The organism is Pedobacter insulae, from assembly GCF_900113525.1.
In the GTDB taxonomy this organism is placed as follows: Bacteria; Bacteroidota; Bacteroidia; order Sphingobacteriales; family Sphingobacteriaceae; genus Pedobacter; species Pedobacter insulae.
In genome coordinates this window covers 339817-359171 of the sequence record NZ_FOPP01000004.1, presented here as the reverse complement: position 1 = coordinate 359171, position 19355 = coordinate 339817, and the positions used below count along the sequence as shown (strand labels likewise).

The following is a 19355-nucleotide window of genomic DNA, read 5'->3' as shown; positions in this document are numbered from 1 at the left end:
ATGGCGACTACAATAATACTCGATTCAACTATTACCTGCCCAAAATGTGGCTTTGCAAAGAATGAAGAAATGCCTACCGAATCCTGTCAGTATTTTTACGAATGTGAAAGCTGCAAAACAGTGCTAAAACCACTCGAAGGAGACTGTTGTGTATTCTGTAGTTATGGGACGGCCAAATGTCCACCCATACAAGCAGGGGCTTCCTGCTGTGGCTAGTTTACCACTTCATAGAACGTGATAAGGTTTCCATACAAGTCTAGGGTTGCTAGATCGCGGTGTCCCCAATATTGTTCTTCTACAACCGAATGTTCACTGTGCAGTACCCCCTGAGCCTTATATTCGAGATAAAGCACATCGATCCCTATAACCTCGACCCTACAGCTTGCGGTTCCCGCTATGAAAGTTTCTGCCCCCGACCAGATCGGTCTAAGGAAAAGAGCTAGGCTCCTATATTTCCAGCTCTTGTCGCATGCCTGCCAAAGATGGATCTCGACACTTCCACGAACCAATATGGCAAAGCTTTCTTCCTGATGACGGGCAACAAAGCCCATTTTTGACTGGTAGAAGTCCACAGCCTTTTTAACGCTGACAGCAGGGAGCGCTGGAATACTGTTCTTGAAATTAACCATTGTTTTCTATCCTATAACCTAAAGTTAGTGAATTTAATAGAACTTTTTCCTGAACCAGAAGGCCAGGTTGACAAGTGCAATGAGTGCGGGTACCTCTACCAAAGGCCCGATTACCCCTGCGAACGCCTGTCCAGAGTTTATACCGAACACGCCTATGGCAACTGCAATCGCCAGCTCAAAGTTATTCCCAGTGGCCGTAAAGGCAATCGAAGTGCTCCTTGAATAATCCGCACCAAAGTATTTGCCCGCAAAAAAGCTGGCTACGAACATGATCGAAAAGTAGATCACAAGGGGTATGGCAATTCGAACCACATCCATTGGAATCTGAACGATCAGGTTACCCTTTAGACTGAACATGATCACGATGGTAAAAAGCAAAGCAATCAAGGTAATGGGCGATATCATCGGTACGAACTTATCCTGGAACCATTCTTCACCTTTCATTTTGATCAAAACGAACCTTGAGATAATGCCCAATGCAAAAGGCAGTCCCAGATATATGCCGACACTTTTGGCTATCTCACCAATCGTAATATTCACTTCCAGACTTTTAAGTCCAAAATATGGAGGAAGAACGGTAATGAACACGTAAGCGAAAACGCTATAGAGCAGTACCTGAAAGATACTATTGAGCGCTATAAGCCCTGCCGCATACTCGCGGTTTCCCTCTGCAAGTTCATTCCATACGACGACCATGGCAATACAACGGGCAAGTCCAATTAAGATAAGACCAACCATGTATTCGGGATCATCCCTTAAAAAAGTTATCGCTAAAAAGAACATCAACAATGGCCCGATGATCCAGTTCAACACCAGTGAAACAGTTAGCACTTTTGTGTCCTTGAACACTTCACCCATCTTTTCATATTTCACTTTTGCAAGTGGCGGGTACATCATCAGGATGAGGCCGATTGCCAGCGGTAAATTTGTTGTTCCGCTGGAGAATGAATTGATAAAGCCAGATGATGACGGTATGAAGTAGCCAATACCGACACCAATTGCCATCGCCAAGAATATCCAAAGGGTAAGGTAACGGTCAAGGAAACCAAGTTTTTTCCGCTCCACTACGGGCGCACAATTGTTTGCAGACATCTTAGCGCTTTAAGTTCTCGTTAACGAAGTTCTGTGCGTATTTGCGGATCATCTCCCTTACTTCACGGAACTGCTCCATCACTTCTTCTTCGGTGCCTTTAGCTTTTGCGGGATCGGGAAAGTTATAATGGAACTTTACGGCATTCGTCGGGAAATAAGGGCAGCTCTCTTTTGCGTTATCACAAACAGTGATCACGTAATCGAAACTGGTATCCATATACTCATCAATGTTGTTGGAGGTATGTCGAGAAATGTCTATTCCATCCCTTTTCATGATCTCAATAGCCTTTGGGTTTACGCCATGGGTTTCAATTCCCGCACTGTATACTTCCGCTTTATCTCCAGCAAAATGTCTTAAATAACCTTCTGCAATCTGGCTCCTGCAACTGTTCCCAGTGCATAGCACTAATATTTTCTTCATAATTTCTAGTATCAAATGATTTTATTACTTCTTCTTTCCAAAAGCACCGTGTCTCTCCAAACCCCATTCTGCTTTCCAATTTTCTCCCTAACGCCAAGGGTTCTGAACCCTGCTTTTTCATGGATGCGAAGGCTACCGATATTCTCGGGAAATATATCTGCCTGTAAGGTCCATATTCCTTCAGCTTCGCTTAAGGTTACAAGCGCTTCTAAAAGCGCAAGCCCGATTCCTTTACCTGATTGCTCGGGGTGAACATATACGCTGACTTCAGCTACACCTGCATACACGCAACGTGAAGAAACAGGGGTCAATGCTGCCCATCCGAGCAAACTTCCATTTTCTTCGGCAATGACCCTGCATGTGCCAAGATGTGAGCTGTCCCATTCTTCCCAAGAGGGTGCGCTGGTCTGAAAAGTGGCATTGTCTGTGGCTATGCCTTTTTCGTAGATTGATTTCACCGAATCCCAGTCCGATGGCAATAAATTCCTTATCTTCATAACTAACGGATTAACAGCAACCGCCACCAGGGGTACAACTGTTTGCCGCACCTGCCAGATTAACCATTCCTTTTTTTGGAGCGTCTTCAACGCCGCAAGCCTCCCTTGCTAGGCAAGCTGTCTGCTTGGCAAGTAAGAGGAAATTCGTTCCATCAAAGCCAAGATCATATTTGCCTATGGTTCCAGATTGGTATTCCACTTCGATTTCCAGGTCTTCCATGCCCAATACCTTTTCTGATAGGGAAATGATGTTCAGCAATTTTCCAGCTTTCAAGCGATGCTCGTAGTCATCGGCATCCCATAACTGGAAGTTTGCCACTTTCTCATGGCGCACCTTTCCTCCACAGTCGATGAAGTCCTTGGTGATGACACCTACTTCTGTTACGTGGAAATGTTCTGGTACGGTTTCTCCGTTTTCTACTTGGAAATTAACTGCTTCAGCTGTTGCCAAGATGGTTTTGATTTCTGATAGTTTCATATATTCTCTATTTATGTATCGTAATTTTGCGATGGATTTACTCAAAAAAAGGGTTAGCAACAGTCCTTGGGATCTGAATAGGAGCCCATAAAGTCTCCAAACAGCTTTTGTAAAAGGGCCCATGTTTTCGGTTCTATGCAATAGCAGACCTTCACCCCATCGATCGTTCCCTGAATAATGCCCGCATTTTTCAGCTCTTTCAAATGCTGGGAGATCGTTGCCTGCGCAAGTCCGAGTTCTTCCACGAGGTCGCCACAGATACAGGCATTCGCAGAAATGATCTGCTGCAATATCGCAATGCGTGCAGGATGTGCAATCGCCTTCAAAAGTGTCGAAAGTTCGTTCTGCTCCTGCGTGAATATTTCTGTCTTTGTAAGTCCCATAATTTTATATCGCAATATTACGATACGTAGATTTAAAAAGCAAATAAAATGAGAAATAATTGAAAGGCTGAATGCCTCGCTTCTAGTATTGAAGGGTATGAAGTCATTTTTTGACGATACATGAGCTTCGTTATAAAACAACGGTACTTGCCAAAAAGAAAGCGGGAACCGCCTAAGGCTATTCCCGCTTATCTAAATTAACGCTCTCGATATAAATAAACGTAAAAAAAATGAAATAGTATTCGCCTGTCAAAATATTTAACTGATATAAACAAAATAGTTCGTTACTTTTTTTCTAGTTCTTTCAACTTTGCCTTCATTATTTTTATCTCTTGTTTTTGGCTTGAAATAATTTCTTCCTGTAATTTTTTTATCTCAGGGTCTTGGGAATTCGATTGCTCGCTCATTAGTATGGCCGCTGCATGATGCGGGATCATTCCCTTTAAAAACTGTTTATCCGAAACGGCAGTTTGAAACTGTATTAAAGAAAAGAACCCAATTAAACCTGCCGAACTAAGAGCTATCAGGGTTACGTTTAGTTTCTTATTCCCATACATCTTGCCCATTAACGCTAGTTCAATGATGACCATTGGCATAGTCATCAAGGCTGCCATATAGAATTGATTAATGTTTGGATAAATGTTACTTATGCTGTTAGCCATTGAATACATCAAAATGTACATCGCTATGAAAGAAAGTACTGCCATAGTCAGCAGTTTTTTGTAGGAATTTTTATGCGATGTTTCCATTTGCATATCTTTATGTTCCATATTTTTCATGATCAATCAAGTTAAATTTCTTTTCAGTTTGCTGTCACCCACATTGTTTAATCGATTTTTGCACTTCTCAGTCGTAAAGAATTCAGAATTACAGATACTGAGCTGAAGCTCATCGCTAGTGCAGCTATCATCGGTGACAATAAAATCCCAAAAACCGGATATAAAAGTCCAGCCGCTACAGGTATTCCCAGTACATTATACCCAAGAGCGAAAAACAGATTCCCTTTTATATTGCCCATTACCTTATGGCTCAATAACCTTGCCTTTGCAATTCCGTTCAGATCACCTTTTACCAAAGTAATTGCTGCACTTTCAATAGCGACATCCGTTCCTGTCCCCATAGCGATACCAATGTCTGCCTGCGATAATGCAGGGGCATCGTTAATACCATCGCCAGCCATAGCTACCTTTTTACCTTCGCCCTGTAGTTTTTTTATTTCATTCAACTTATCCTCTGGCAGCATCCCTGCTTTGAAGCCATCTAAATTCAGGGTTCCACTAACTGCTCTTGCCGTATCTTCATTGTCTCCGGTAAACATAATCACCTTTAAACCTTCCTGTTGAAGTTTATGAATAGCTGCTGCACTGGAAGCTTTAATTTTATCAGAAATAACTACAAAGCCAACGGCCTTATTTCCGACAGCTAGATAGGAAACCGTTTTCCCTTGCTTTTGGGCAGCCTTAACTTGTTCATCTAATTTATTGTCAATTTTGGCTTTAACATGTTCCATTAATTTTTGATTCCCCAAAGCAAGTTCCTCTTTGCCCAGCTTACCTATAACCCCTTTACCGGTTACCGCTTCAAAATTTGAGATTGGTTGAACTTTTATCTTATTTTCTTCTCCGTAACGTAACGTAGCCTGCGCCAAAGGATGCTCACTGCTACTATTTAATGCTACTATTCTTTCAAGGACATCCTTTTCATTGAAATCAGAATTTACGCTCACTACTTTTTCTACAGATGGTTTACCTTCTGTAACCGTTCCAGTTTTATCAATAATAACTACATCAATTGCATTCATTTTTTCTAATGATTCTGCATTCTTGATGAGTATACCAGATTGGGCACCTTTTCCAACACCTACCATTACCGACATAGGCGTAGCCAAGCCCAGGGCACATGGACAGGCAATGATCAATACGGCAATGGCATTTACAAATGCATAAACATAAGATGGTTCAGGTCCATAGATTGCCCATACAATAAAGGTAACAATGGCAATCAATACTACCACGGGCACAAAATAGCCTGAAATCTTATCGGCCATTTTTTGGATAGGTGCTTTTGAACGACTGGCAGAATTAACCATTTCGATAATCTGGGACAGCAGGGTTTCTGAACCCACTTTTTCTGCCAACATTACAAAAGTCTTATTTCCGTTGATCGTACCTGAACTTACCTTGTCTCCGGTCTTTTTCTCCACCGGAACAGGTTCTCCAGAGATCATGGATTCATCAATGATGGCTTCTCCTGTTTTAATGCTACCATCTACCGGTATTTTTTCGCCCGGCTTCACTCTTAACAAATCCCCCTTTTGAATGTCATCAATGGAAACTGTCGACTCTTTATCTCCAACAATCCTTGTGGCCGTATTTGGGGCTAATTTTAATAGCTCTTTAATGGCACTATTGGTTTTCCCGTGTGCCCTAGCTTCTAAAAGCTGACCAAGCAACACCAAGGTCAAGATTACGGTGGCCGCTTCAAAATAAACATAGACCGTACCATGGTGGGTTTTAAACTGGTCTGGAAAAACATCAGGGAAAAGCAAGGCGACAAGACTAAAAAGCCAAGCCACGCCCGCACCAATACCGATCAGGGTAAACATATTGAGTTTCCATGTAATGATAGATTGCCAAGCACGTTGAAAGAACATCCATGTTGCATAAAACACCACGGGGATAGAAAAGGCAAACTGAACCCAGTTCCAATATTTCAGTTCCATTAACTTAAAGATCGGGTTGCCTGGTATCATTTCTGACATCGCAATTAAAAAGATGGGTACCGTAAAAATTGTTGCAATCTTAAACTTGCGCAAAAGGGTTTCATAGACTTTATCTTCCTCTTCCAAATTACCCCCTAACGGCACCAAGTCCATCCCACAAATTGGACAGGAACCGGGCTGATCGCTAATGATTTCGGGATGCATGGGACAGGTAAATTGTGTTGCTTGCTTTAATGTAGGCTGTTTTAGCAAATCCATTCCACAAACTGGGCAATGACCTGGTTTATCATACGTTTTATCTCCTTCACAATGCATCGGACAATAGTACACCCCTCCAGTTTCTTCCCTGTTTACTTTAATAGGGGTTGTGCCATGATGGTGATGAACTTTTTCTTTTGTATCCTTCTCATGGGCTTTCATTTCAATACTGTAATTTCCGCTAGCCGATAATGCTTCCTGCAACTTTTCAGTCTGAATATGCTTATCCATGGTAATTATTGCCTCAGCAGGTTCCAGCGTAACCTTAGCAGAAATGCCATCAATTCCATTCAATGCTTTTTCAACCTTGGTTCGGCAGCCCTGGCAGCTCATTCCGGTTATTTTATAGGTATGCGTCATGATTAATAAGTTAATAATTTAATGTAAGTCCAGCACCATAGCCCATATCACTATCATAGTGGGTAGATAGACCAAAGTACTTGGTAACTATATATCTAAATCCTGCCATGTACTCCTTATCTGTATTTACCATAAATTGAAAGCGTAATTTTTTGGAGATGGGCACATCTTCCCGCATCAACTGAAACCTGACATTTCCTTTGTGATCGATGGAAGCATCTGCGATAATCAGCATCGGTAGGGTATACTGTACCCCTAACTGAAATACCTGCCTAAAGTTTTTGGTATTACTCTGTCCGAAAATGTTTTTTCCTGGTGCTAAGGATTGTCCAAATATATTTTTGTCCAATGGATCAACAGTCCTTTTTCTAAAGTCCCAACCAACGTAAGGTAATAGCCATTGATTTCGTCCGATATATCTTCCAAAGTGGCTTTCACTTTCATATCCCATTTCTTTATCAAAACCAATTCTCCATTCTGTTGTTAAACGATAACGGGTATTGGCCAGCATAATTTCACCGTCACTACCATTGGTTTCTATTCCAACCCTTGCCATTGGATGAAATTCCCTGTCATCGCTAAATAATTTGCGTTGTGCCAATTTTGGATCAGGAATTTCGGGGTTAGGTGGCGAGTTTTCATAGCTAAATACCCTGCCCATACCACTCATCATGTGATACAAGATATGGCAATGGAAAAACCAATCTCCCCCAGGTTCCGTAGCGGCAAATTCTATGGTATCCCTTTCCATCGGCATAATGTCGATAACGTTTTTCATGGGTGCATTTTCGCCCTGCTGGTTAACTACCCTAAAATCATGACCATGCAGGTGCATAGGATGGCGCATCATACTATTGTTGAACAGGATAATCCTCACATTTTCACCCTTCTTGATCAGTATCTTGTCGCTTTCTGAAACCGTTTTGTTATCCAAAGACCATACATAGCGGTTCATATTCCCGGTAAGATCAAATTTCAGCTCTTTCCATGGCCCTTTCGGTAAGGTTGTTTTCTTGGGATCACGGAGCATTCCATAGTTTAACGTAACGATGTCAGGATTATCAGCGGCCATATTCATTCCTGCCATGCTTTTATCGTTTGGCATCTGCATACCCGGCATTGCTGCTTTTTTGTTTTCTTTTTTCGGTTTTTCCTCGCCTGTTACTTCCGGATACATTACTGTATTCATATCCATGGCCTGGTTCTGCATTTTCATACCTTCCATTTCGATCATGTTTCCGTTCATGTCCATCATGTCGTTCATCATTTTCATTCCGGCAAAATATTTCAATTTTGGTAGTTTCTGGGCAGGGACTTTATCTCCTTTACCTAACCAAAGTGATGCCGATTTCGTACGATCTTCTGGTGTTACCAAAAATTCGTAGCTTTTATTTTCCGGAATGGTTACTACCACATCATACGTTTCGGACACGGCAATAATCAACCTGTCTACCTCTACAGGCTCTACATCATTTCCATCGGTAGCTATTACGGTTATTTTACCACCTGAATAGGTCAGCCAAAAATAATCAGAGGCTCCGCCATTGGCAATGCGTAACCTAACCTTATCCCCGGCCTTAAACTGGGGCTGAACATTCTGGTTCTTGCCATTGATCAGAAAGGCATCATAATATACATCGCTCACATCCATGGCATTCATGCGCTTCCACTCATTGTTAATCTTGGTCTTAAAATGCCCTGTCCTGATGGCCTCGGCATAACTTTGGGTTGTTCCTTTTTTAATGGCAAACCAATCATTGGCATTCTTCAAGCTCCGGAGTACTTCTTCTGGCTTCATATCTGTCCACTCACTCAATACCACTGGAATAGTTGGAATATCCCATTCTTTCTTTTTGTTCATAATGAATGCACCGTACATACCAATCTGCTCTTGAAGTCCACTATGGCTGTGGTACCAGTGTGTACCTGTTTGAACGATGGGAAATTTATAGATATAAGTAGAGTGGGGTTTAATAGGCATTTGTGTAAGGAAGGGAACTCCATCCATTTTGTTGGGTAAAAACAGGCCATGCCAGTGCAGGGATGTCTCCTCATCCAAATTATTATGTACGTATATCAAAGCCGTATCACCTTCGGTAAATGTTAAGGTAGGCATAGGGATTTGACCGTTTACAGCAATTGCCCGTTTTGTTTTCTTTCCGAATGTTACGGTTGTATCGGCAATGTAAAGATCATAGCGAACGGTGCGAGGGGCTTGGTTATTTGTGATGGTTTTAATAGGCCCCAAATTTGCTTTTGCCTTTTTGATGTTTTCCATCCTGGTACTGTCATCCCCCATATCCATACCACCCATGTCTTCCATTCCGTCATTCTTTTTTGGCATCTCCTTCATGGGCATTTTCATATCTCCCATATCTGAAGTCTTTGCAGGCTGCGGTTTTTTATCTGGAGCGGAAGCTTTCGGTTTAACAGCTTTTGCTTTTTGAACGACGAGCTTCATACCACATTTCGGGCAATTGCCAGGTTTGCTAGCTTGTATTTCCGGGTGCATGGTGCAGGTATAGATAACCTCGGTCGGTTTTTCACTTTCCTTTTTTGGCATTTTCATTCCCTTCATATCCTGAGCGGAAGCTACAGCACAAAAGATCAATAAAAAGGCTGTTAACATATTTTTCATTTCTTTGGTGATTAATGTTGGTTAAAAATTCTTTTTGCTTAAGCTATCCCTTGATATTTGAACCCAGCTAATTATTTGCATTTTTTCCGCTTCGCTCAAAATGGCATTTCTGTGAATCAATGTATAGGAGGACAAAGGCATGGTACCATCTTTCAAACTATTCTCTATGGAGCGCAATTTGCTCTGTTGTCTTCTGGGAGTATAAGCGCCAAATTCGTTGAAATTCAGTTCTGCTTTACCAGATTGCACATGATCGTCCAAGAACCAGTTCAAAGGTTGCACATTGGCATACCATGGATACTGAGTGTTGTTACTGTGGCAATCATAGCATGCTTTTTTCAGGATCCCCTGTACTTTAGCCGGCATAGCAACCATTTTAGAAATATCATTTGGCATAGCCTGCCCACTTTTGTTGCGGGCAGGTTGTATAAATTGGATAATTACAAGGATTACCAATAACCCAAGAAGTACTTTTTTTATGCCCTTCATGGCCACTATTTTAATTCCTCTTGAACCGTGCCGCAAGTTGGCATTGCTTTTCCAAGATAGGGATTTTTAATATCCTTCACTTCGCTCAACCAGATTGCTCCCTTATTTTTATTGTACATTGGGCAATGGTCAACATATAAAGATTGATTAGTTCCGAGCAATTTAACAAGGTCGTACATATCCTTGCTCAACATATCAAAGTGTTCACGCTGATGGGCTATATTTCCAACGTTGGCTCCAATGTGTTCAGCATGTTCTTTGCCATCATCATATATGTCGGTATACGCTTTATCCTGCTCTGGTGTTAAAGATTTTTTATCAAAAGAAGCAAAACCAGCAACCATTTCATTTCCGGCCGCTGCCGCATCTTTGTCATTATCAGCTGTGAGGGCGTTCTTTAATTTGATATATGAACTTAACAATGCAGCAGTAGAAGCACCTTTTTCTGAAGTTTCTGCTACGACATCCTTAGTTGCTGTAGAGTCTGGCGTAGCTGTTGTCTGAGTTTCTTTATTACCATTAGAACAGGCGGCTAGAAATAGTAAAGAAAAAGCCAAGCTATAAATTAATGTTTTCATCGTATTTTAATTAAAATATTTTTAAATTGTTGATTACCTACCTAAGGAAGCAATTGCATTTATATTACCTAGGCAGAATTATTTGATAAAATCCGAAGTCAATTGTACAGCTAATACACCCAAAAAAGGTGAAACTGTACAAATAACAAACAGAATTACTTTAAAGTTTCCTTTATCGCTCCGCAGGTTAACATTTGTTTTCCGAAATAGGGATTTTTAATCGCTGCATTATCAGACAGCCAATAGCTTTTTTTCATTGGGCAATAGTCATAATAGAAAGGCTCTTTGGTCAACTTTACAGCTTTGGCCAGTTTAAAAAGATTGGTTGAAAAATTAGCGAAGTGTTCCCTTTGGTGGGAAATCTCCTTTGTTTCTGAGATATGTTTGGCATCAAATTCCAATTTATCCTGAAGCCCCATAAAAGCTGTCATTTCTTCCTTTGGCATTGACTTCATATCCATACTGCCCAGTGCTTTAGAAAATCCGCTTGCTTTTGATGCTGCTAAGGTTGCATCGGAATTTACCAACGCATTTTTGATGTCGTAATAAGAGGCTAATAAAGATTGTGTTTGGCTGTTTTGGGCAAAAACAGGTTTGATCCATGCAGCTGCAACTAAGGCAACTACTAAAAATATTTTTTTCATGATGTAATAATTTAATGTTTATACTAATTTTTGGACATAGCAATACCTATGTAAAATGTATTTGTAAGCTAACAGCAGTGAACTGGCTGTTTAGCAAACCCATTAAATCTTATATCTGAAAACTTTGGATGCTTATTCGAATATCTTCGTTGGGAGGTCGATATCGATGATCTATGTAACCACTTTGACCTCGCTCAATACTGCTTACAGGAATTAGTAGATTATAAGCGTAATTGGTAAGCCACACTACTGGTAAACTAACCAGTACTTTAGCGCTTTCCGGGATTAGTTTATTTTGGATGGTCAGCTCATTTACCACCTTTTTACAGCAAGGATCTTCTTTTGAAAAATCTAGCCCCGGTGTTGAAGTCATCTTATGTTCATGACCCTTGGCGTGATTGTGCTGATGATCTTTGTGTTCATGAACAGCCGCTTTTGTATGGGAATGATTATCATTATCATGTTTTTCCTCCATTCCCAAAGCACAGGCAAAGCCCACAACGGTGTTGAGCAAAAATATAACTAACAGAAAGATAGCTTTACTTTTCATGGATACGCAAATCTATATAAAGATGCAAAATTAAATTTATATAATTCAACCTATTAGTTATATAATTATGCTACTACCCATTTAGAGTAGCAGCGTTTAAATCATCTATTCTTAGTTCAATGTTTCTTTTACTTCGCCACAAGTCATCATGCTTTCACCGAAATAAGGATTTCTAATTTCTTTTTGTTTGCTTAACCATGCTGCTCCTTTATTATTTAATGCCATCGGGCAATATTCTACATAAATCTCACCAGAGTTTAAGCCAGAGCCTTTTACTCTTTCTATAAAATCTTTGCTCAAATCGGCATATAAAGTTCTTTGGGCATCGATATCTTTGGCTGCACCTATTTTGGCTGCTAATGTAGCCAATGTACTGCTATTACTAAGCTCTTTTGAACCCAGTTCGATAGCATTAACAGCTACTTTTGCCTCGACCATATCGCCATTTACAAGAGCATTGGTAAGAAGTACGTAATGTTGGTACACTGCATTTAATTTATCGTCTTTTAAACTAGCCCCTACAGCTGTTTTTTCTGTAGGAGCAGCGTCATGACCTTCGCCTGCTGCATGGTTATGACCTGCATGAGCATCTTCTGCTACTGGTTTCTCACTATTTCCACAAGCTGCGAATAAAGTTACTGCAACTAAAATCATTACAAAATTGGCTATTGTTTTCATTTTTTTTTGTTTTTATAATTAATATTTATGATTTACTTATTTTATTCCTTCAATAGGATTTTTTCCTTTTTTAAGGATATACTCGCTATACAGCAAATATGCTCCGGTTACTACTACCTCATCACCCTTTTTAAGACCTTCAGCAATCTCAACCTGATCATCATTTTCTCGTCCAATTTTTACAAGTTTGGCTTCAAAATTGTCTTTTCCGCTTTTAATCCAAACGTGCATTCCTTTCCCATCTCTTATTACAGCATCTACTGGTAAAGTCAACACATTACTTTGCTGTGCAGAAGGTAAAAAGGCGTTGGCTTGTAAACCTGGTTGCCATTGATTTGATGGATTAGGAATAGTCCCTCTAATTTGTGTAAGCTGTGTACCTGCTTGTAAGGCTGGCGTAATAAAGCTAATGGTCATTTCTTGTGGCTGATCTTCCCAGCCGGCAACCACTACCTTAACCTTTTGGCCCTGTTTTATATTTTTAGCCTCATTTGGATAAACATCTGCTTCGACCCATAACTGGCCGTAACCTTCTAGTCTTAATATTGAGCCCCCTTCTTGCACGTACTGCCCCTGTGTTACGGATAGCTCTGCCACAACACCACTTTGTGGGGCATAAAACACAATAAATGGATCTTTTTTCTGTGTTTTTAACAATTGAAGAACCTGTTTTTCAGATTGACCATATAGTAGTAGCTTCTGTTTGGCAGCAGCAACTAGCTGACTTTCTATTTTATCACCCTGAAATTGTTTCTCTTGTGCTACAGCCATTAAATATTCCTGTTGCAGGGTAGCCAATTGCTCAGAATACAGTTGATACAAAGGCTGTCCTTTACTTACCTTAACTCCAGTTTCTCTGACATACAATTGCTCTATTCTACCTGCAATTCTGCTAGAGATATAACTACTTTGCTCAGGATCAACAGTTAACCTTCCATTTAGCTGTTTACCACCAGTAAAGCTATTTTCACCTATCATTATGGTGGTTATATTGGCTAAAGCCTGGCGCTTCTCATCTACTTTCAGTGCTTTATCATTACTATTCTTTTCAAAAGGCACCAAATCCATCCCACAAATAGGGCAGGTACCCATTTCATTTTTAATAACCTGTGGGTGCATAGGACAAGTAAAAGTCTGCACCTTTTCTTTTGCAGCCCCCTCTACAGGTTTTTTCTCATTGCTACACGCTGCAATAAATACCGATGGAAGCACGGTCATTAAAGCAATTTTCTTTATAAATAATTTACGTTCCATAATTTTATTTTTTAATGAAGCTTTCACTATCAACTAGATATGCTGCATTTCTACTGATCTCCCAATTGCTAATATCTTCTTTAATCTGTACCATCCCAGCTATGGTAACTCCCGTTTTTACCGTTTTTGGAACAACTACATTACCTTCTTTTTTAAATACCACTTTTTTGTCTCCTAATGATACGATCGCAGATTCTGGCAGCCACCATGAAGGAGCTATCAATACAGGTATTTTAGCAGTAAGAAGTTCCCCGATCCTAAAATTTGATTTGTTGAGGTAGGTTCTGGCAATGGTAAAGTTTTCGCCGTTTTTAAAAACAGGTTGTATCATTCCAATAGTTGCGTTCTGGGCAGTGCTTTTATCGGCAGTTTTATAAAACATCAACTTATCTCCTTTTTTAACAAGTGATGCCAATTCAGGTTTAAAGGAAAACTCTGCTAGCATACTATTGGCATTATAAATCGTAAAAAGCGATTGTCCGGCATTTACATACTGTCCTTCTCGTAGCATTACCGGCGAGTTTACCGGGACACTTATAGCTGGCGCAGTAGGGGTTGCAGATCCACCACCCATGCTACTCATTCCATCTCCACCAGAAGATGGTGCAGCAGATGGAGGCGCAACCGAAGCTGCAGCAGATTTTTCAAGAATGTACCCATCTGCACTGCTATAAATAGGAATACGGTAATTAACCTTTCTTGTTTTTAACAATAGATTAATTGCCGAATTATTCATTCCCAATAACATTAGCCGTTGTTTAGCTCGCTCTAACATGGACAGATCTGTTTCAGAACGTTGCAAGAAAAGCAATTCCTGCTGTGCGGCGGCCAAATCTGGGGAGTAAACTTCCATAATTAACTGCCCTTTGCGAACTTGTTGGTAATTGTACTTGATCAACAAACGCTCTATTCTTCCACTTACCCTGCTTGCTACGCTATTTTCATTACGCGTATCGTAATTAATTACACCTTGTGCTTCTTCGGTAAATATTCTAGTGCCATACTCGGCTTTAATTACGGGCAATGTTGATACAACCTGTGCATTTGTAGGTTTAAGCAGGTGAGAAAGATTACTATCTATTTTTACCGCTCCTGGATCATTATGGGCGTCGTTTTTAACAGCTTTATTCTTATTGCAAGAACTGATCACCATCATGCCAGCCATCATCAACAAAGCAAAGCTAAAGGAGTTAACGATATATTTCTTTCTCATAATCTACAATCATTAAGTAAAGTTTCAATTTTTCATCTAGCACATTCGTCTGCATCATGGTTAATGCTTCCCACGAATTGATTACTTCTGGTAATTCCATTTTATTCTCACGGTAGCTTAAAAAGTTAACATCCAGTGTTTTTTGTAAACTCGGAATAATTTTATCCTCCATTACCTTGATCCGCTTTTGCATAGACTGGATTTCAAATTGCATACCGTATAACATACCTTGGGTTTCTTGAAGCATAGCCGCTTTCTCTTTTGCCATGGCCTGCACTTCATACTGCATTCCTTTTACTTCAGATTTATACATTTTTGAAGACCATGGCGCAATTGGAATACTTACCATCCCCATAATGCTAAAAGCTTTGGGCATTGCTTTGGTTAAAGGAGACATGTGATCAAATCTTAGCTTAAAATCAGGTCTACTTTGTTTTTTCATCGCTTCGATATTCAACTGCATAGATTGTATGCTATAATCCATTTTCTTAATATCGTTTCTGGCCAAGGCCAAACTACCTGTATCAATAGCTTTTGCAGCTACAAAAACTGGCTGATAAGTGGTATCAATAGCAAAATCAGCATTTCCCTGTTGGTTCATTAAACTATTTAACCAAGCCCGACTTTTAGCAATATCACCTTCTTGCATGATGATCATGTTTCGGTTCTCTTCCAGTTTAGCAGTAGTTTTATATATACTACCTAATTTTGACTGGTTAAAAGGATACCTTATTTCTTCGATCTTTTTCATGGTCTGCATAATCTTTTCATTCTGCGCCAGCACTTTAATCTTTTGTTGAGCAACCAACCAGCCAAAATACAGTCGCTTTGCTTGCGCTTTGTATTCATTTAAGGTAACTCCCCGGGTTTCATTTTCTACTTTACCTTTCGATTCGATATACCGTTTGTTTGCATTTTGCTTCACTGGATTGGGAATATCCTGCTCTAATTGCAGCATTAAAGAGCCTTTATCGCTCTCATCCATAATCATTTGCCCAGGATAAGGAGTCATAAATGTACCCACACCTACCATTGGAGCCATCCAGGCTGTTGATGCTTTAGCCGTATGTTTATAGCTTTCTGCTTTTAATCCATACGATTGCAACAAAAGGTTATTCTTATCTATTCTTTGTAAAACCGTATCTAATGAGAGTAACGGTTTTTGCTGCGCGAATGCATAAAATGGCAATAGCAGCAGTATCAACGTTATTTTTTTAATGTTGTACATCGTGAACCTCCAATTTTCCATATTTCCTCAATTCGTATTCTTTAGACATTAAAAAGATGAGCGGAGTAACCAGTAAAATGTGGGTAGATGAGGTCAATACTCCACCTATCATGGGCAGCACAATGGGTTGCATTACATCTACGCCAACGCCAGTAGCCCATAATACGGGTACCAAACCAAACAGCGACACACAAACCGTCATTAGTTTCGGCCTTAGCCTTTTGGCAGCACCATGAATTACATATTCTCTCAAATCTTCTTTTGTGATGGTCTCACTTGAGTTTCCTTTTAGTTTAATGAGTTGCTGCATGGCATCGTTCAGGTAAATAACCATTACAATCCCCGTTTCTACGGCAATTCCAAACAAGGCAATAAAACCTACGGCAACGCCAACCGATAAGTTTACATCCCAAAAATAGATAATATAGGCACCCCCAATTAATGCAAATGGAACGGTAATCAGACTTAAAAAAGCTTCTCTTACCGAGTGAAAAGCGAAATACAAGGAGAAGAAAATAATGACCAAAACAATGGGAGCAATCCACATTAATGTTTGCTTACCGCGGATAAGGTTTTCATATTGCCCACTCCATTCCAAGAAATAACCTTCTGGAAGTACCCCTTTCTCTTTGTTTAGCTTTTCCATTGCCTCCTTAACTGTGCTGCCTAAATCCCGATCACGCACATTAAACATTACAGCACCACGCAAAATGGCATTATCAGAATTGATCATCGGTGGCCCGTCTTCAAATTTCACATCAGCTACTGCTGATAAGGGAATTTCGCCAAAGGTGGCCGACTGAATAGGAATACGCTGGATTCGCTCTACACTGTTTCTATATTCCTGTGGCAAACGTACGCTAATAGAAAAACGTTGTCTACCTTCAATAGTATTGCCAATGGTTGCACCACCCAAGGCACTTTCTACCACTTGGTTTACATCATCAACAGTTAAACCGTAACGTGCCAGTTCTTCTCTTTTAATATCGATAGACATGTATTTTCCACCTGTAATCGGCTCTACAAACAAATCGCTAACACCAGGTGTGCCTTCTAGTGCGGCTTTCACCTTTTCAGATACAGCAGCAATAGTATCTAGATTTTGTCCAAAAACCTTGATCCCTACATCGGTACGAATACCCGTTGCCAACATATTTATCCTGTTGATAATAGGCTGGGTCCAACCATTTACCACACCTGGAATTTGTAGTTTAGCATCTAGTTCTGTTACAATATCTTTTTTGGTAATCCCTTTACGCCACTCACTTTTAGGTTTTAAGGTAATAATGGTCTCAATCATGCTAATTGGCGAATTATCAGTAGCCGTATTAGCCCTACCTGCCTTTCCTAAAACCTTATCAACCTCTGGTACCGATTTAATAATCTTGTCTTGTATCTGCAATATTCGTTTTGCTTCTGCATTAGATACATCAGGCAAGGTAATCGGCATAAAAAGAATACTTTGCTCATCCAGCGGAGGAATAAACTCCGTTCCCAGGTTTTTAAGCAATGGAATGGTAATCAACAAGGCAATAATGTTAATTGCAATTGTAGTTTTTCTCCATTTTAAAACAGTTCTGATAATTGGTTCGTAAACCTTTTCCAGTATTCTGTTTACAGGATTTGCATGGTCTGGCTTAAATTTTCCCTTCAAAAAAAAGGAAATCAGCACAGGTGCCAGCGTAATTACCAATAAAGCATCTACAATCATGATAAATGTTTTGGTATACGCTAGCGGATGGAACAGTTTACCTTCCTGTCCGGTTAACATAAATACGGGTAAAAAAGAGGTTATGATAATGACTGTTGCAAAGAACACCCCTCTTGAAACCTGCTTACTGGATGTGGTAATCACCGCAAGGCGATCTTCTTCAGTGATCCAATCTGGAGATTTTTTAAATATATTTTTAAACCACTTGATCATAATGTTGTTGTTTTATTTTGGTCCTTTTCCCATAACGCATATCGTTCTGCCAGATGCTTATAGGCATTTTCGCTCATAATAATACCATTGTCTACAATTACACCTATGGCCAGTGCAATACCGGTAAGCGACATAATGTTTGATGAAATATCAAAAGCATTGAGCAGGATAAAGCTTGCCGCTATGGTGATTGGAATTTGTATAATAATACTTAATGCACTGCGCCAATGGAATAGAAATACAAATACGATGAGCGATACCACAATCATCTCTTCTATTAATGTATTTTTAATCGAATCGACAGATTCTTTAATGAGTTCGCCCCGATCATATACAATATCAAATTTTACGCCTTTAGGCAATCCTTTTGATACTTCTTTCATCTTTGCTTTTACTTTCTCTATTACCTCTGCCGCATTTTCGCCGTAACGCATGACCACAATTCCACCTGCGCGTTCTCCCTCACCATCCTGATCAAATATGCCCAGCCTGGTCTCTCCTGTCATTTGTACAGTGGCAAGATCTGAGACCTTTATAGGTGTGCCATTTTGGTTCTTTACAGGAATATTCGAGATCTCTTCGAGGGATTTGAGGTAGCCCGAAGTTTTAATGATATAACCCATATCGCTCATTTCGAACTTACGCCCACCTGATTCGTTATTGTTACTTCTTATAGCAGCAATTACCTGTGGCACACTAAGTTTATAATACAATAGTTTATTGGGGTCTATATTGATTTGATATTGCTTTTGAAAACCACCAAATGAAGCGATCTCGCTCACTCCAGGAACATTTTGCAGCGCAAATTTTACGTACCAATCTTGTATGGCTCGCTGTTCGCCTAAATCCATATCTGGGGCATCTAAGGTGTACCATAACACATGACCTACGCCTGTGCCATCAGGACCTAATTGCGGAGCGACACCTTCTGGCAAGGTTTTAGCGATTGTACTAATTCGCTCCATTACACGCTCCCTGGCCCAATATACATCTACATCGTCCTCAAAGATTACGTAAATGAAACTCATCCCGAACATAGAAGAGCCCCTTACATATTTGATTTTGGGAATACCTTGCAAATTGGTAACTAGTGGATAGGTAACCTGATCTTCTATTAATTGTGGCGATCTGCCCATCCATTCGGTAAATACAATGACCTGATTTTCTGAAAGATCGGGAATTGCATCTATAGGATTTTTTTGTATAGAGAATACTCCCCATATAAACAATCCCGCAGAAAGCACTAGCACAATAAACCGATTGCGCATGGACCATTCTATAATTTTATGTACCATCTTTAATTTATTCAAATCGGTGCC

Annotated in this window: 20 protein-coding genes; 1 reads left to right on the top strand and 19 read right to left on the bottom strand. The window is 40.1% G+C overall.

The genetic code is table 11. The features are described from left to right. Entirely contained in the window at positions 1–216 is a 216-nt protein-coding gene (locus tag BM207_RS19400) for a GDCCVxC domain-containing (seleno)protein (RefSeq protein ID WP_090993224.1), read from the top strand. Here BM207_RS19400 and BM207_RS08915 read toward each other — a convergent pair. The 19 genes from BM207_RS08915 to BM207_RS19365 all read right to left on the bottom strand — a co-directional run bounded on the left by BM207_RS08915 (position 213) and on the right by BM207_RS19365 (position 19331). Beyond that, positions 213–572 (bottom strand): VOC family protein, encoded by a 360-nt coding sequence (locus BM207_RS08915; protein ID WP_218155035.1) that lies wholly within the window; start codon positions 570–572, stop codon positions 213–215. The genes BM207_RS19400 and BM207_RS08915 overlap by 4 nt on opposite strands. Positions 573–662: 90 nt before the next feature. Then, a complete protein-coding gene (arsB, locus tag BM207_RS08910; protein ID WP_090993222.1) occupies positions 663–1721 on the bottom strand; it encodes an ACR3 family arsenite efflux transporter in 1059 nt (352 codons plus the stop codon). A gap of 1 nt (position 1722) precedes the next feature. Further along, positions 1723–2142, bottom strand: coding sequence for an arsenate reductase ArsC (locus BM207_RS08905; protein ID WP_090993221.1), 420 nt, complete (start codon positions 2140–2142; stop codon positions 1723–1725). 11 nt (positions 2143–2153) lie between these two features. After that, entirely contained in the window at positions 2154–2639 is a 486-nt protein-coding gene (locus BM207_RS08900; RefSeq protein WP_090993220.1) for a GNAT family N-acetyltransferase, read from the bottom strand. Between the two features lie 10 nt (positions 2640–2649). Beyond that, positions 2650–3117 carry a DUF6428 family protein gene (locus tag BM207_RS08895; RefSeq protein ID WP_090993219.1) on the bottom strand — a complete coding sequence of 156 codons (468 nt, stop codon included), beginning with the start codon at positions 3115–3117 and terminating at the stop codon, positions 2650–2652. 53 nt (positions 3118–3170) lie between these two features. Continuing rightward, the gene (locus BM207_RS08890; RefSeq protein ID WP_090993218.1) at positions 3171–3500 is read right to left on the bottom strand and encodes an ArsR/SmtB family transcription factor; all 330 of its coding nucleotides are present in this window, start codon (positions 3498–3500) and stop codon (positions 3171–3173) included. A gap of 284 nt (positions 3501–3784) precedes the next feature. Then, on the bottom strand, positions 3785–4279 hold the full coding sequence (locus BM207_RS08885; protein ID WP_090993217.1) for a DUF305 domain-containing protein: 495 nt from the start codon (positions 4277–4279) through the stop codon (positions 3785–3787). A gap of 47 nt (positions 4280–4326) precedes the next feature. Further along, positions 4327–6840 (bottom strand): heavy metal translocating P-type ATPase, encoded by a 2514-nt coding sequence (locus tag BM207_RS08880; protein WP_090993216.1) that lies wholly within the window; start codon positions 6838–6840, stop codon positions 4327–4329. Between the two features lie 10 nt (positions 6841–6850). Further along, positions 6851–9478 (bottom strand): multicopper oxidase domain-containing protein, encoded by a 2628-nt coding sequence (locus BM207_RS08875; RefSeq protein WP_090993215.1) that lies wholly within the window; start codon positions 9476–9478, stop codon positions 6851–6853. A 21-nt stretch (positions 9479–9499) separates the two neighbouring features. Beyond that, positions 9500–9967: a heme-binding domain-containing protein gene (locus tag BM207_RS08870; protein ID WP_090993214.1), complete on the bottom strand. Its 468-nt coding sequence runs from the start codon at positions 9965–9967 to the stop codon at positions 9500–9502. Positions 9968–9972: 5 nt separating this feature from the next. Further along, positions 9973–10545 (bottom strand): DUF3347 domain-containing protein, encoded by a 573-nt coding sequence (locus BM207_RS08865; protein ID WP_090993213.1) that lies wholly within the window; start codon positions 10543–10545, stop codon positions 9973–9975. A gap of 155 nt (positions 10546–10700) precedes the next feature. After that, positions 10701–11189 carry a DUF3347 domain-containing protein gene (locus BM207_RS08860; RefSeq protein ID WP_090993212.1) on the bottom strand — a complete coding sequence of 163 codons (489 nt, stop codon included), beginning with the start codon at positions 11187–11189 and terminating at the stop codon, positions 10701–10703. Between the two features lie 109 nt (positions 11190–11298). Further along, positions 11299–11739 carry a hypothetical protein gene (locus BM207_RS08855; RefSeq protein WP_090993211.1) on the bottom strand — a complete coding sequence of 147 codons (441 nt, stop codon included), beginning with the start codon at positions 11737–11739 and terminating at the stop codon, positions 11299–11301. A 111-nt stretch (positions 11740–11850) separates the two neighbouring features. Continuing rightward, positions 11851–12417 (bottom strand): DUF3347 domain-containing protein, encoded by a 567-nt coding sequence (locus tag BM207_RS08850; protein WP_090993210.1) that lies wholly within the window; start codon positions 12415–12417, stop codon positions 11851–11853. 36 nt (positions 12418–12453) lie between these two features. Continuing rightward, positions 12454–13671, bottom strand: coding sequence for an efflux RND transporter periplasmic adaptor subunit (locus BM207_RS08845; RefSeq protein ID WP_090993341.1), 1218 nt, complete (start codon positions 13669–13671; stop codon positions 12454–12456). Between the two features lie 4 nt (positions 13672–13675). Beyond that, the gene (locus BM207_RS08840; RefSeq protein WP_090993209.1) at positions 13676–14884 is read right to left on the bottom strand and encodes an efflux RND transporter periplasmic adaptor subunit; all 1209 of its coding nucleotides are present in this window, start codon (positions 14882–14884) and stop codon (positions 13676–13678) included. Then, complete coding sequence (locus BM207_RS08835; RefSeq protein ID WP_090993208.1) at positions 14862–16112, bottom strand: TolC family protein; 1251 nt, start codon at positions 16110–16112, stop codon at positions 14862–14864. The genes BM207_RS08840 and BM207_RS08835 overlap by 23 nt, the downstream gene beginning before the upstream one ends. Continuing rightward, a complete protein-coding gene (locus BM207_RS19370) occupies positions 16099–18036 on the bottom strand; it encodes an efflux RND transporter permease subunit (RefSeq protein WP_090993207.1) in 1938 nt (645 codons plus the stop codon). The genes BM207_RS08835 and BM207_RS19370 overlap by 14 nt, the downstream gene beginning before the upstream one ends. After that, positions 18033–19331 carry an efflux RND transporter permease subunit gene (locus BM207_RS19365; protein WP_090993206.1) on the bottom strand — a complete coding sequence of 433 codons (1299 nt, stop codon included), beginning with the start codon at positions 19329–19331 and terminating at the stop codon, positions 18033–18035. Before BM207_RS19365 ends, BM207_RS19370 begins: the two co-directional genes overlap by 4 nt. Positions 19332–19355 lie beyond the last annotated feature (24 nt).

Coding starts and splice junctions, on each gene's coding strand:
- BM207_RS19400 (WP_090993224.1), top strand. CDS start 1: ATGGCGACTACAATAATACTCGATTCAACTATTACCTGCCCAAAATGT.
- arsB (WP_090993222.1), bottom strand. CDS start 1,721: ATGTCTGCAAACAATTGTGCGCCCGTAGTGGAGCGGAAAAAACTTGGT.
- BM207_RS08905 (WP_090993221.1), bottom strand. CDS start 2,142: ATGAAGAAAATATTAGTGCTATGCACTGGGAACAGTTGCAGGAGCCAG.
- BM207_RS08900 (WP_090993220.1), bottom strand. CDS start 2,639: ATGAAGATAAGGAATTTATTGCCATCGGACTGGGATTCGGTGAAATCA.
- BM207_RS08895 (WP_090993219.1), bottom strand. CDS start 3,117: ATGAAACTATCAGAAATCAAAACCATCTTGGCAACAGCTGAAGCAGTT.
- BM207_RS08890 (WP_090993218.1), bottom strand. CDS start 3,500: ATGGGACTTACAAAGACAGAAATATTCACGCAGGAGCAGAACGAACTT.
- BM207_RS08885 (WP_090993217.1), bottom strand. CDS start 4,279: ATGAAAAATATGGAACATAAAGATATGCAAATGGAAACATCGCATAAA.
- BM207_RS08880 (WP_090993216.1), bottom strand. CDS start 6,840: ATGACGCATACCTATAAAATAACCGGAATGAGCTGCCAGGGCTGCCGA.
- BM207_RS08875 (WP_090993215.1), bottom strand. CDS start 9,478: ATGAAAAATATGTTAACAGCCTTTTTATTGATCTTTTGTGCTGTAGCT.
- BM207_RS08870 (WP_090993214.1), bottom strand. CDS start 9,967: ATGAAGGGCATAAAAAAAGTACTTCTTGGGTTATTGGTAATCCTTGTA.
- BM207_RS08865 (WP_090993213.1), bottom strand. CDS start 10,545: ATGAAAACATTAATTTATAGCTTGGCTTTTTCTTTACTATTTCTAGCC.
- BM207_RS08860 (WP_090993212.1), bottom strand. CDS start 11,189: ATGAAAAAAATATTTTTAGTAGTTGCCTTAGTTGCAGCTGCATGGATC.
- BM207_RS08855 (WP_090993211.1), bottom strand. CDS start 11,739: ATGAAAAGTAAAGCTATCTTTCTGTTAGTTATATTTTTGCTCAACACC.
- BM207_RS08850 (WP_090993210.1), bottom strand. CDS start 12,417: ATGAAAACAATAGCCAATTTTGTAATGATTTTAGTTGCAGTAACTTTA.
- BM207_RS08845 (WP_090993341.1), bottom strand. CDS start 13,671: ATGGAACGTAAATTATTTATAAAGAAAATTGCTTTAATGACCGTGCTT.
- BM207_RS08840 (WP_090993209.1), bottom strand. CDS start 14,884: ATGAGAAAGAAATATATCGTTAACTCCTTTAGCTTTGCTTTGTTGATG.
- BM207_RS08835 (WP_090993208.1), bottom strand. CDS start 16,112: ATGTACAACATTAAAAAAATAACGTTGATACTGCTGCTATTGCCATTT.
- BM207_RS19370 (WP_090993207.1), bottom strand. CDS start 18,036: ATGATCAAGTGGTTTAAAAATATATTTAAAAAATCTCCAGATTGGATC.
- BM207_RS19365 (WP_090993206.1), bottom strand. CDS start 19,331: ATGGTACATAAAATTATAGAATGGTCCATGCGCAATCGGTTTATTGTG.